This window comes from Paenibacillus sp. 203, assembly GCF_037027525.1.
Lineage (GTDB): Bacteria > Bacillota > Bacilli > Paenibacillales > Paenibacillaceae > Paenibacillus > Paenibacillus polymyxa_B.
Genome location: NZ_JAXCHD010000001.1, coordinates 306,261 through 317,882 on the forward strand (window position 1 = coordinate 306,261; position 11,622 = coordinate 317,882).

12 protein-coding genes and 1 pseudogene are annotated in these 11,622 nt (G+C 46.1%); 8 read left to right on the plus strand and 5 right to left on the minus strand.

Going from position 1 to position 11,622, the window contains the following annotated elements:
- Positions 1 to 14 precede the first annotated feature (14 nt).
- Both WA407_RS01380 and gpmA read left to right on the plus strand, forming a co-directional pair.
- On the plus strand, positions 15 to 755 hold the full coding sequence (locus WA407_RS01380; protein ID WP_023990900.1) for a Bax inhibitor-1/YccA family protein: 741 nt from the start codon (positions 15 to 17) through the stop codon (positions 753 to 755).
- Between the two features lie 134 nt (positions 756 to 889).
- Positions 890 to 1,639 carry a 2,3-diphosphoglycerate-dependent phosphoglycerate mutase gene (gpmA, locus tag WA407_RS01385; RefSeq protein WP_013312531.1) on the plus strand — a complete coding sequence of 250 codons (750 nt, stop codon included), beginning with the start codon at positions 890 to 892 and terminating at the stop codon, positions 1,637 to 1,639.
- A 64-nt stretch (positions 1,640 to 1,703) separates the two neighbouring features.
- On the opposite strand, the gene WA407_RS01390 is transcribed toward gpmA, so the two are convergent.
- Complete coding sequence (locus tag WA407_RS01390; RefSeq protein WP_069290639.1) at positions 1,704 to 3,200, minus strand: alpha-amylase; 1,497 nt, start codon at positions 3,198 to 3,200, stop codon at positions 1,704 to 1,706.
- Positions 3,201 to 3,464: 264 nt separating this feature from the next.
- Between WA407_RS01390 and WA407_RS01395 the strand changes: the two genes are divergently transcribed.
- Entirely contained in the window at positions 3,465 to 4,292 is an 828-nt protein-coding gene (locus WA407_RS01395) for an HNH endonuclease (protein WP_336076628.1), read from the plus strand.
- Between the two features lie 24 nt (positions 4,293 to 4,316).
- Here the strand turns inward: WA407_RS01395 and WA407_RS01400 are convergent.
- A pseudogene (locus WA407_RS01400) lies at positions 4,317 to 4,460 on the minus strand (rhodanese-like domain-containing protein); the annotation flags it as partial.
- A 493-nt stretch (positions 4,461 to 4,953) separates the two neighbouring features.
- Between WA407_RS01400 and WA407_RS01405 the strand changes: the two are divergent.
- From WA407_RS01405 to WA407_RS01415, 3 genes are all read left to right on the plus strand, one after another.
- Positions 4,954 to 5,385 carry a DUF1641 domain-containing protein gene (locus tag WA407_RS01405; protein WP_013312528.1) on the plus strand — a complete coding sequence of 144 codons (432 nt, stop codon included), beginning with the start codon at positions 4,954 to 4,956 and terminating at the stop codon, positions 5,383 to 5,385.
- Between the two features lie 27 nt (positions 5,386 to 5,412).
- The gene (locus WA407_RS01410; protein ID WP_061829474.1) at positions 5,413 to 6,594 is read left to right on the plus strand and encodes an NAD(P)/FAD-dependent oxidoreductase; all 1,182 of its coding nucleotides are present in this window, start codon (positions 5,413 to 5,415) and stop codon (positions 6,592 to 6,594) included.
- 198 nt (positions 6,595 to 6,792) lie between these two features.
- Positions 6,793 to 7,596, plus strand: a complete 804-nt coding sequence (locus WA407_RS01415) for a copper amine oxidase N-terminal domain-containing protein (protein ID WP_336076629.1) — start codon at positions 6,793 to 6,795, stop codon at positions 7,594 to 7,596.
- An 80-nt stretch (positions 7,597 to 7,676) separates the two neighbouring features.
- Here WA407_RS01415 and WA407_RS01420 read toward each other — a convergent pair whose 3' ends face one another.
- Both WA407_RS01420 and WA407_RS01425 read right to left on the minus strand, forming a co-directional pair.
- Positions 7,677 to 8,723, minus strand: a complete 1,047-nt coding sequence (locus WA407_RS01420; RefSeq protein WP_069290637.1) for a stalk domain-containing protein — start codon at positions 8,721 to 8,723, stop codon at positions 7,677 to 7,679.
- A gap of 255 nt (positions 8,724 to 8,978) precedes the next feature.
- Positions 8,979 to 9,155 (minus strand): CsbD family protein, encoded by a 177-nt coding sequence (locus tag WA407_RS01425; protein WP_071643790.1) that lies wholly within the window; start codon positions 9,153 to 9,155, stop codon positions 8,979 to 8,981.
- A gap of 156 nt (positions 9,156 to 9,311) precedes the next feature.
- Between WA407_RS01425 and WA407_RS01430 the strand changes: the two genes are divergently transcribed.
- A complete protein-coding gene (locus WA407_RS01430) occupies positions 9,312 to 9,827 on the plus strand; it encodes a DUF2179 domain-containing protein (protein WP_023990890.1) in 516 nt (171 codons plus the stop codon).
- 245 nt (positions 9,828 to 10,072) lie between these two features.
- Positions 10,073 to 10,285: a cold-shock protein gene (locus WA407_RS01435; RefSeq protein ID WP_025721956.1), complete on the plus strand. Its 213-nt coding sequence runs from the start codon at positions 10,073 to 10,075 to the stop codon at positions 10,283 to 10,285.
- Between the two features lie 155 nt (positions 10,286 to 10,440).
- On the opposite strand, the gene WA407_RS01440 is transcribed toward WA407_RS01435, so the two are convergent.
- A complete protein-coding gene (locus WA407_RS01440) occupies positions 10,441 to 11,454 on the minus strand; it encodes a substrate-binding domain-containing protein (protein WP_336076630.1) in 1,014 nt (337 codons plus the stop codon).
- Positions 11,455 to 11,622: the final 168 nt, after the last annotated feature.

The window sequence follows — 11,622 nt, forward strand, 5'->3', positions numbered from 1 at the left end:
AAGGAGTACCCTGTATGAGCTTTAGCAATCCGGTTTTACGTGATGACATCTTTTTGCGCGAAGATGAAAGAGAAGCTAGTGAACAACGCATGACCATCGGAGGAACGGTGAACAAAACGTTGCTTCTGCTGGTTCTGCTCATCGTCTCTGGAAGTATTACCTGGTACATGACCTACGAAGGAACCGTAGAGGTGCTATCCTTGCTGACGGCAGGCTTTATTGGTATGGCAGGCGTAGCACTTGCGATATCCTTTTTTCCAAAAACGGCTCCATTACTCTCTCCTGTATATGCGATTCTGAGTGGTTTTGCTTTGGGTGGCGTTTCAGCTTTTATGGAGTATGAGTACCCTGGAATTGTAGCCAATGCCATTTTGCTGACCGTGGGTATCTTGTTCTTGATGCTCTTTATGTACACACAGCGAATCATCAAGGTGACACGCGGCTTTATCTCATTCGTGGTCCTGTGTACGATGGCGATTTTTCTGGTGACGCTGGTTGATTTTATCTTGAACTTTTTCGGTATGAATGTTCCCTATATCCATGAAACAGGTTGGCTGGGAATTGGCATTAGTTTATTTATCGTGATCATTGCGGCTTTGAATCTGCTGGTTGATTTCAATTTTATTGAAGAGCAAGCAGATCAAGGCGCACCCAAATATATGGAATGGTATGGTGCTTTTGCATTGCTGGTGACTCTAGTATGGCTGTATGTACGGATTTTGGATCTGTTGGCCAAATTCAGTAAGAGGGACTAAGTGCAGGGTGAGAAGAAAAGGATGGCTGAATGCCGTCCTTTTTTGTATTAAATAGACGGTTTAAAAATTGCATTTTACGTTAAATACATAGAAGTTGGGTAAAACATAAAGACAGACAGGAGAGGAGTGAGTGCATGTATCAAGTGGTGCTGGTTAGGCATGGACAGAGCGTGTATAACCGACAAAACCTGTTCACAGGCTGGACGGACGTGGACCTGACTGAACAGGGGACTCATGAGGCCATTGAGGCGGGACGCATTCTCAAGGAGGCTGGATATACGTTTGATTTGGCATTTGCCTCTGTGCTAAAACGTTCTATCCGCACGCTGTATCATATCTTGGATGAGCTGGATCATCTGTGGATACCTGTGCAGAAGTCATGGAAGTTGAATGAACGCCATTATGGTGCCCTTCAGGGGCTTAGCAAGCTGGATTCCGCCGTGCAATACGGCGAGGAGCAGGTTCATATCTGGCGGCGTAGTCTGACGGTGCGGCCCCCCATGCTGGATGAGAAGGACGAGCGGAGTCCGCATCGGGAAGAGCGTTATCGCAATATTAAGCCAGAAGAGCTGCCGCTTGGGGAAAGCCTGGAGGACACCGTGCATCGGGTCGGTGAGTTTTGGAAGCAGCGGATTGTACCTTTGATTCTCAAAAAGGATCGAGTTATCATTTCTGCACATGGTAACACTTTGCGGGCCTTAATCAAGTATATGGAGAATCTGGACGAAACCGCATTGCTGGATTTGAATATTCCGACAGGCATTCCACTGGTGTACGAGCTGGATGAGCATATAGATCCCATCCGGCGTTTTTATCTCGGTGATCCGAGTCATGTAGAGGCTAAGAAGCAGGCCGTGGCCAACCAAAGCAAGGTAACGGAGTAACTTTCCATACACAAAAAGGACAGGGCGCTTCCTCGCATCCTGTCCTCTTTGTGTTGGGTATAGATTAAGCGTTCGCTTCCTCTTCTTCTGTTTCCTGGCTGTCTTCCTCTGCGGGAAGTGCCCACACCGATACACTGCCGGCACGAACGGGAAATATGCCGTAGCCATCCTGCTCAATTTTTACGGTATGATCGTGATGTCCGGTCAAATCCATCCATTCTTCCCCTGCACGTTGTTTGCCTACGAACATGCGCTTTTCTCCGTCATTTGCGTTGGTGATCACCACAGCACATCCGGAGCCTTCCAGCTCAGGCACGCCTTGACGAACCCATCCAATCGTATGGGGATCATCGAAATAATCCTTTTGCTCACCATAAGCTTTATGGTACCGGGCATATAGAAGCGGGTCTAGCTCAGCTTGCTTGCCTTTCACGGGCGTTTGCCCCTGGATACCGTAGTAATCGCCGTAGAACACACAGGGATAACCGTCCTTGCGCAGCAAGATGAGTGCATAGGCGCTAGGCTTGAACCAGTCCTCCACCCAGGATTCGAGCGCTTCATGCGGCTGGGAATCATGATTATCGACAAAAGTAACCGAGTTCAGGGGATGGGTATGAACAAGCGTATCCTCGAAAATGGTGCTTAAATCGAAATCCTTGCCACCCAAGGAAGCGCTATGTAGTTTGTAGTGGAGGGATACGTCAAACAGGTCGATTTTATAATCAATGGTATCCAGGAACTTTTGACACGATTCCAGATCCGGTTTCCAAAACTCGCCTACCATATAAAAATCCTGCCCGCGTTTTTTAATCATTTCTGTAGCAAACTCTCGTACAAATTCATGATTAATATGCTTGATTGCATCCAGACGGAATCCGTTGCATTGCAGAGTATCTACCAGCCATTTCCCCCAACGGATCATCTCTTTGCGCACATCCTGATGATTATAGTCAATATTGGCGAACATTAAATAATCATAATTGCCGAATTCATCATCTACATTTTCGCTCCAGCTTTTATTTTTACCTAAAATACGATAGATTCCTGTCCGGTCCTGGCTTGCATCGTAATCGGTTCCGTTAAAATGTTCAAAGTTCCATTGAAATGTGGAATACTGACCTTGACGGCCGGGGAACGTAAATTTAGTCCAGCCTTCGATATCAAAGGGCTCAGAAATGACTTCATTGCGGTTATCCGGGTTGACCTCGACGACCTTGAATACTTCAGTTTCATCCGCGCCGGCCTTATGATTCATGACCAGATCGACATAGACGGACACGCCGTGGCGAACACAGGCGGCAACAGCCTCCAGCAGGTCTTCCCTGGTTCCGTATTTGGTGCGCACCGCACCTTTTTGGTCAAATTCGCCCAGATCATAAAGGTCATAGACGCCGTATCCCGTATCCTCGGGCGATTGGCCTTTGGTGACAGGTGGAATCCATATCGCGTCAATTCCTTTGGCCTTCAGTTCCGGCGCCAGGCGGGTAAGCTTTTTCCAGTGAGAACCGTCAGCTTCGACATTCCACTCGAAAAATTGCATCATCGTATGGTTCCTTTTCATGTACGTCCCTCCTTCATATATAACAAGTTACCCACCAAGTGAGGGGGGCTAAACGTCAGACGGCCAATATGATGCTGAATGAAGAACAAGGATCGCTGTATAACGTATGCTGAATCATTAAAATTTGTTATACCTGAGTGTTCACAACGACTCGGGTAGCTAGAAAAGAGAACGTGAAAACGGTAAAATGAATCTAACTTTAACAATAGTTCGGGTTTCGGGCAAACTGTGAAGAGTGAGCAACAGAGGAAAGGAGGGGTGGACGTGACAGAAACGCAGCAGAACAAGGATGAAGCGAGCAAACCGCTGATTAAAAAATGTACGTATTGTCAGGAGATGAAACCTTTAACGGACTTTCAGCGCAGAACGGGTCGCCGGGCTGGTCCTTATTCCCGGCGTGGTCCTTGCCGTTCCTGCCGAGGGTTGGGCCCGCAAGAACGTGCGGCTACGTCCGCTCCTTCCGGCGAGAAAACGAATCCCTCGGCTGCTCCCGTGACGCAGCATAGCCTTGAAGCCAATACGGCTGCGCACAGCCTGGAGGCGTCGCTACCTATGGAGGCACAACACCCCCGCAGGAAGCCGGTCACGGACAAAGCGCGTGAGCGCCACCGGCAACGGGTTCGGCATCTGCTTAGCAGGCTGAAGCCTGCGGATACCCGGGCGTTGCGGCTCAATCGCAATGGCATGATTCGGCTAAGAGGCAAAACCGACCAGGGGAGACGCTGGCATCAAGAGATTGAGCTTGATCTGGCCATGACCCTGGTCAGAGAGCGTATGGCGGTGATTGTTAATCCATACACCGTGCGCAGACTGTATAGCAACAAGGAATTTCGTCAATATGTGCTTAAGCGTGACCGTTATACTTGCTTTTTTTGCGGGGGCTACGGTGACACGATTGATCATTTACTGCCTCGGGCAAAAGGGGGGCACACGACGCCGGTCAATTGTGTATGTGCTTGCAATGAATGCAATCAAGTTAAGGCTGCCCGCGATGTAGATGAGTTCATTGAGTCTGGTGTACCGCAACCGTCTCCTGATGATTTCGAGGCACCTGATAATCCTGATGCTTCTGAAGGCACCCTACATACGTAGGGTGACTCTTGGAGCGTAGATCCCTTAGTACAGTTCTACTTCAAAGCCGGATTCCTTCCAGGCTGTTGTTCCGCCTTCGATAAAAGCTACATTGGTAAAGCCCATCTGCTGGAGTGTATAAGCTGCCAATGCAGCTTGTCCACCTGCCCCACAAGTGGTGATGATCGGGCCTCCGTATGAATATATTTTGTGTTATTTTCATATTATCGAACTAAAACGCACTCTCTTTATTACCCTCCTCTAGCATAAGATGACCCTTTTTTTAAGGGAAACTTGGACAAAAATCGAGCTTATTCTAATTTTTATCTAAAATAACAATAAAAATTTTGCAGAAATTTGTGCAAATTTAAAATTTCTTCGACGATTGTGTCGTGAAAGGTGTAATATAGAGGTATAGGGTTCCGTTTCGGCCTGTTGTAGTCACGAAGGAGTGCTTCGTGGAATATTCCGCAGCAGTAACAACAGAATACCGTCTGAGCAATATACAATTGGCATCTGCGATAAATCAGTCTTGCCCTTTAGGGTATAGGCCGGTTTTAGCTGTGCTTCTTGCATGTTTAAGGGCGTGAATTCGATGAACGTTTTATTGCTAGAGTTTATGGATACAGGTTACGAGAAAGGAATGGACTTCTATTTTCACAGTAAAGGAGGACGTTCACGCATGTCTGAAAACCAACAAGAGGTGGCAGTAACACAGGAAGCTACCAAAGAGTCTCGGGATGTATTGGACCAATTGATGAAACCGGAGGTTCAGCAATCGCTGACCGTGCTGGTAGAAAATCTGCCCAAGTTGACTGAGATGGTTACTTTGATGACCGACGCTTATGATGTAGCTCGCAGTCTGGCGACTGACCCTGTCTTTATCGGAGATATGAAAAGCTCCATGGGAGAGTTTGTGAAGCCTGTTACAGATTCGGCTAAAGGATTGGCTTCTGCTGCAATTGAAGCAAATGACCGTGTACAAACTACGGACGGCAGTGTAGGTCTGTTTGGCCTGCTCAAAATGCTTAAAGATCCGAATGTACAAAAAACGCTGCGTTTCAGCCAGGCTTTCCTGGATATTCTGAATGAGCGCCAACGCGAAAGCAAATAATTACCTGATCGAGAACGGAGGATGGACATGTCGAAGCAAATTTTGATCTTGGGCGGCGGGTACGGCGGATTGCTAGCCGCTCTTACAGCACGCCAGCATATGGACGCTAGCCAAGCAACCATTACAGTGGTTAACCGCTTTGCGTCGCACCAAATTATTACGGAACTGCACCGTTTGGCGGCAGGTACAATTGCCGAAAAAGCTGTTGCGCTTCCTTTGGAAAAGCTGCTGCGTAACAAAGAAATTATCCTGAAAGTGGATACTGTTTCCGAAATCAAGCCTGACGATAAAAAAGTAACCTTGGCCAGTGGCGCTACGTTGAGCTATGACGCTCTCGTTATTTCCCTGGGCAGCGAAACGGCTTACTTTGGTATTCCAGGACTGCAAGAGCATAGCTTCACGCTGAAATCTGTGGCAGAAGCCAATCGTATTCGTGCACATGTGGAAGCTCGTCTGGATGCTTACAAGCAATCCGGTAACCAAGCAGACGCTACAATCGTTATCGGTGGTGGCGGTCTGACAGGCGTGGAGCTGGTGGGTGAATATGCTGACAAATTGCCTGTAATTTGTCGCGAAAAAGGTATTAACTACGAAGACATCAACTTGTATTGCGTAGAAGCTGGACCATCTATTTTGGCAGGCTTCCCTCAACCACTGGTTGATCGTGCAGTAACAAGCCTTGAAAAACGTGGCGTTCAAATCGTAGCGGGTGTTCCGATTACAGAAATGAAAGCTGACGAGGTTCTCTTGAAAGACGGACGTTCGATCAAAACGAACACACTGATCTGGACAGGCGGCGTACAAGGTAATGCACTGGTTGGCGCATCTGGTATCGAAGTAAACCGTGGTCGCGCAACTGTGAATGGTGCACTGCAATCGACTTCTCACGAAGACATCTTCCTCGCTGGCGACAGCGCAGTGGTGTTCCCGGGTGAAGGCGAGCGTCCATACCCTCCAACTGCACAGTTGGCTTGGCAAATGGGCGAATTAGTTGGTTACAACATCTTCGCTTATTTCAACGGAGCGAAAATGGAACGCTTTACACCAGTATTCTCCGGTACACTGGGCAGCTTGGGCAGAACAGACGCGATCGGTACTGTAGGCGCGAATGGCACCCAACTGAAAGGCGCTGTAGCTACTTTGATGAAGGAAGGCAGTAACATCCGTTACTTATCCCACATCAAAGGACTTTTTGCATTGGCCTATTAATATTCCTTACTTTTATATGCTTTATCCAAAGAGAGTGCAATTCTGTACTCTCTTTTTGTTTTGCAGTTTAATCCATTATATACTATTATATGTAAAATTTAATGTTTATTTTTGGGTATATGTTGTAAATTATGGTTGAAATGATATTTTTGTGACGATACACTGGTAACGAACAATAACGAGGAGGGTATTATGATTATGAAAATTAGGTTACTAATCTGTCTTATGATTGTATTGAGTTTGGGTGCTACAAACACGAATTGGGCATCAGCTCAAGCTCAAGGCCAAACGCCCATACACCTAAAGGTCAATGATCATTACGTTTTATACACTTATCCTGCCCCTCCCTTTGTGGATCCGAAGGGCAGACTGTTTATACCACTCCAAGCGGCTGAAGATATACTGGGCGGCAAAGTAACTTATAATGCAGCGAACAAAACGGCTTCTGTTGATTTGCTAGGCCGTAATGTAACGACTACGATCGGATCACCCGAAATATCGGTTAACGGTAAGCCAGTGACAATGGACACAGTCCCCATCATGAAAAGCAACGCGATGTTTTTACCAGTTTCCATTTTGTTGAAAGATACAGATGCGCAGATGGAGTGGGATTCCAAGCGTGGCTTATTGAAGCTAAGGCATGATAGCTTTACAGAAAGTCCAGTTCTTATGAGGTTCAAGGGACAAGACTTGGCCCAAGTCATTGACGCGAATGCATTTGATCTTTTTTCCTTTGGCTGGGATCAAAGGCAAGGTGTATTGAATATTCATGCTACGTATAAGAGCGACTTATCGCCCGCCTTCAAGCAAATTGACTTTAATCCTATGATTGTTTATAGCAAAGGGACCTATAGTGTATATCCTTATTCTAAACCCAGTATGTTTTACAAAGTTAAAATAACCAGTCCTGGTAATTTGGTTTATACAATGAATATCGATACAACCAATGCGGATGAAGATTATATAAAATATATTACTTCTGTTGGCAGATTAATTAAGTAGTGGAATGTATGTTGCTTGTACATCATAAAAAAGCGACAAAGGCTTAAGGGCCTTTGTCGCTTTTTTGAAAAAAGTGCGATTTAGAACGAAGTTATCGTGTTGCTGTTTTCGCTAGACTTAATTTTACCCACTACTCGAGATACCGAGTTTCTGTTTTTAAGCTCATAAAGAACATTCTCTATAAGAGAGTTTCTTTGCGCATTAGTAAGTGTATTGTTCCAAGCGTCAGTCTTTACATATACATCCACGCTAGCTTCACTGCTGTCGCCTCTTACTGTGAAATCAAAGCCAACGCCAGCGTAATTGCCATATCTATTAACCAAATCACGTTGAATCGTACTTGCATCCAAGGAAGAAGCTACATCCTTCAAAGTAACATCTCCTCTGCTGTTGGTTGTGAAGGTCGCCATTTTATCTCTATTACTGGAGTTTTTAACCGTACCCTCTACATCGGCATCTTTATACTCTTTCAAAATATCTTCCACGATGTCCTCCAGGAAGCTTTCCTTTCTGCTGTCAGATAACTCAGTCCATCTGGATTTTGTCATTTCGATGGTCACCGTAATATCGTTTTTGTTACCATCCAGAGTGATATCCGAGTTGGTGTTGTAGTCATCCCTGTGATCATCGTTCAGCTTCTTTTGAAGATCTTTCAAGGAGCTAGAGCTATTTTTGCTTGCTTCATCTTTTAGCGTCTGGTTGTCTTTTTGCAATTGAGCAATGGTAGCGTCCTTCGTTGTGTTCGCTGCTTTCGCTGTGTTGAGCTCTTGAGTCAGCGTCGTAATCTGGTTGTTCAACGCCGTCACTGTAGATTGATCAATCGGGACGCCGTTGTCGGCAATGACTACGCGTTTGTTTGTGCCATCCCATGTTACCTTTTTATCCAAAGCTGTACCTGCCAGCTTCAGTGGGATATACGTTACGCCATCCAGCAGGAATGGTTCTGTTTTGGCATCATAAGGAACCTCGGTTCCGTTGTAGATGATTTTGATATTGTTATATACTGCTTGGATCGGCTTAGTCACTTGTGCGGCATATGTGGATTGGCTGAAAAGAGCCCCGGATATGGCCAAGGCGGATACGGCAGTGATGATGACAGGTTTTTTGATAGATTTCAGTGATTTCATTCGTTGGTCTACCCCTTTATTTAAGAATTATAGCCTGGTTCATAGACTAGAGTAACATTAATGCCTACAAAATCCAACAGCTTGGAGAGTCATTATGGGTTGTGCTTATATTGGTTAGACGCAACAGCAACCGTAAAAGTTGCCCTGTTTGCGCAAAAGTTTTTCCAAAAGTATCCGAACAACACAAAACAAGCCCGCTGCACAAGACAGCGAGACTTGTTGGTAAAACAGTGCGTCGAGGTTATCCATTCAGGATTATTTGCCGTCCTTCAGTTTGCCTGCTGTTTCCTGAAGATGGCCTTTGACCTTATCCAGTTTGCCTTCGGCTTGAAGGGACTTATTATCGGTAGCGTTCCCGATTTGGTCCTTGATTTCACCTTTGGCTTTGTTCACATTACCTTTGATTTTATCGCTAGTTCCGTTATCCTTCATGTTATAGCCCTCCTTATGTGATCGAACTTTCATTCAGCATGCTGTAGTTAGTCATTACCCGAGCGAGGGTAATACGAAACCAGAGGCTGTATATCACAGACGGGGGTATAATGTTGGATACGGATTAAATCAGAACGTGAAGTGGGGAGTGAGCGCATGCTCAAAATTTTATTGTTTATTCTCGTTATTCAAATTATTTACGTATCGGCGTATACACTGCGCATGATTCTGACGCTGAAAGGACAGAAGTACATTGCTGCGCTCATTAGCACCGTGGAAGTTACGGTCTATGTATTGGGCTTGAATGTTGTGCTTAAGTACCTGGATCAAGTGGCAAGTCTTGCAGTATACGCCATTGGCTATGCATTGGGCATTCTTATTGGAGCATGGATTGAGGAAAAAATAGCGCTCGGTTATGTCACCGTTAAGGTGATCAGCAATGAGATCAATGGAGGAATTGCCAATGCGCTGCGGGACAAAGGATACGGCGTTACAGCCTGGCTGGGCAGTGGACGTGATGGAGAGCGCCTGGTAATGGAAATTTTGGCTAAACGAAAAAATCAGAATAAGCTGTATCAGTCCATTCTGGAGCTGGACCCTAAGGCTTTTGTCATTACGGTAGAGCCGAAGCAGTTTCATGGCGGCTTCTGGACTAAGGCTATCCGTAAATAAACATTTTGGTAAATTGCGCATATTTTTTGGAGGTTGGAGCATATTAATACCCGCACAGGTGAGGATTTTGCAAAAATTCAATAAGCGAATTCCAATGAACAAGATATAGATCGAAATGGTTTAGTTCGTCTATATCTTGCACTTCGGAGCGACTGGAATCGAATTTTGCAAAATACTGGCATTGATAGAAATTAACAGTAAGTCGACAGGGGATATTACCCTATAAAAACCGAGGGGGGATATAGATGTACAGACGCCAGGCCCCGGAAATCATTCCAGAGGAAAATACGGCTATTTGGTCGTGTACAAACGAGGGTTGCAACGGTTGGATGCGAACGGATTTCACCTTTTTGAACGAGCCAGCTTGTCCATTTTGCCAAGCCTCAATGGGGCAGGAAATGCGGATGCTGCCGATTCTCAATCGGGCGGGCAATTCCTTTGTCGCCCAGCGCTCCTAATCCAGGATTTTGCAAAATCCACCATTGAAAGTGAGTACGAGATCATACTGCAGAATTTATGAACGTCAAAAGCCGCTCCAGCGACATGCTGAGCGGCTTTTGATTGTGGAATATTGGGGTAGGGGTGACCTGTCCCCAAGTAAAGTGTGTGTTGATCATGGTCTCTGGATGGGCTGTACGGAATCACGATATACAATATGACCCTGTACGAGGACTCGACCAAAGCGGCCGCCGGGATGACTTATTTTTTTCATCATCGAATCAATCGCAGTACGTGCCATCTGCTCGATGTCTACGCCGACTGTGGTCAGTTGCGGAACAATAAGAGTGGCGTATACATCGTTGTCAAATCCGACCACAGAGCAGTCCTCAGGCACGCGGTATCCCAGACCAATGAGCTTGTGTACCAGATTGTGAGCGACCTGATCGCAGTTACATACAAAGGCAGTCGGTAGCGGCTGAGGCAGCTCCATTTCAACAAAAGCACCTTCGTCGTCCCGGTCACTGAGCACCCACTCGTTACGGAGGGGCAGTCTGTGCTCCAGCAAGGATTTATAGTAGCCGAGGAAACGATCCTGAATACTACTGGTGGAATAGATATTGCCTACATATGCAATATCACGATGCCCCTGGGCGATCAAATAGTTGGTCAGCTCATAGGCTCCGTAGAAATTATCCGTCACCACGGAGTCGATATCGGCATGTTCATCATAAAAATCGAGAAACATTTTGGGTAGATCCATGGTTTGTATCAGCTCGATATATGGCTTGCTCACTTGACCCAGGAGAATGAAGCCGTCCACCTTGCGGTCGTAATAGATACGTGGCAGATTAAGCTGTTCTTCGTCTTCGCGATGAAGGATGTGAAGAATGCCATAGTAGCCGTATGGCTCCAGTGCTCGTGAAATTTGCTGGTAGATGTGCAGATAAAACGATTGGCCGGGGCCAGTAAAACGTTCAGGAATGACAACACCTATGTTATAGGTGAAGCCCTCCTTCATGGACTTGGCAACGGTATTGAAACGATAACCCATTTCGCCCGCGAGCGTCTTAATACGCTCTTTTAGCTCCTCGCTAACCCCATCCTTGTCATTGAGCGCCTTCGACACGGTCACGCTGCTTACTCCCAGCTTATCTGCAATATCCCGCATCGTAACGTTGCTCTTCATTCCTGTTCCGCCTTCCAATTTTAAAAAGATAAGCATTTTGCCTAATCCAGAGAATGGATGCAAAATGCTGGGGAATATATCAGTAGCTTAGCCGCCTGTAAAATCCAAAAAACTTAGCAGCGTAGCTGCCCATAGAACAACTATTAGCCTGCGGGTAACAGTTGTTCT

Bases quoted from the DNA above. Each gene is read 5' to 3' on its own strand.
- WA407_RS01405 (WP_013312528.1), top strand. From the start codon at position 4,954: ATGTCTGAAAACCAACAAGAGGTGGCAGTAACACAGGAAGCTACCAAA.
- WA407_RS01440 (WP_336076630.1), bottom strand. From the start codon at position 11,454: ATGAAGAGCAACGTTACGATGCGGGATATTGCAGATAAGCTGGGAGTA.
- WA407_RS01415 (WP_336076629.1), top strand. From the start codon at position 6,793: ATGAAAATTAGGTTACTAATCTGTCTTATGATTGTATTGAGTTTGGGT.
- WA407_RS01390 (WP_069290639.1), bottom strand. From the start codon at position 3,200: ATGAAAAGGAACCATACGATGATGCAATTTTTCGAGTGGAATGTCGAA.
- WA407_RS01430 (WP_023990890.1), top strand. From the start codon at position 9,312: ATGCTCAAAATTTTATTGTTTATTCTCGTTATTCAAATTATTTACGTA.
- WA407_RS01410 (WP_061829474.1), top strand. From the start codon at position 5,413: ATGTCGAAGCAAATTTTGATCTTGGGCGGCGGGTACGGCGGATTGCTA.
- WA407_RS01435 (WP_025721956.1), top strand. From the start codon at position 10,073: ATGTACAGACGCCAGGCCCCGGAAATCATTCCAGAGGAAAATACGGCT.
- gpmA (WP_013312531.1), top strand. From the start codon at position 890: ATGTATCAAGTGGTGCTGGTTAGGCATGGACAGAGCGTGTATAACCGA.
- WA407_RS01380 (WP_023990900.1), top strand. From the start codon at position 15: ATGAGCTTTAGCAATCCGGTTTTACGTGATGACATCTTTTTGCGCGAA.
- WA407_RS01425 (WP_071643790.1), bottom strand. From the start codon at position 9,155: ATGAAGGATAACGGAACTAGCGATAAAATCAAAGGTAATGTGAACAAA.
- WA407_RS01420 (WP_069290637.1), bottom strand. From the start codon at position 8,723: ATGAAATCACTGAAATCTATCAAAAAACCTGTCATCATCACTGCCGTA.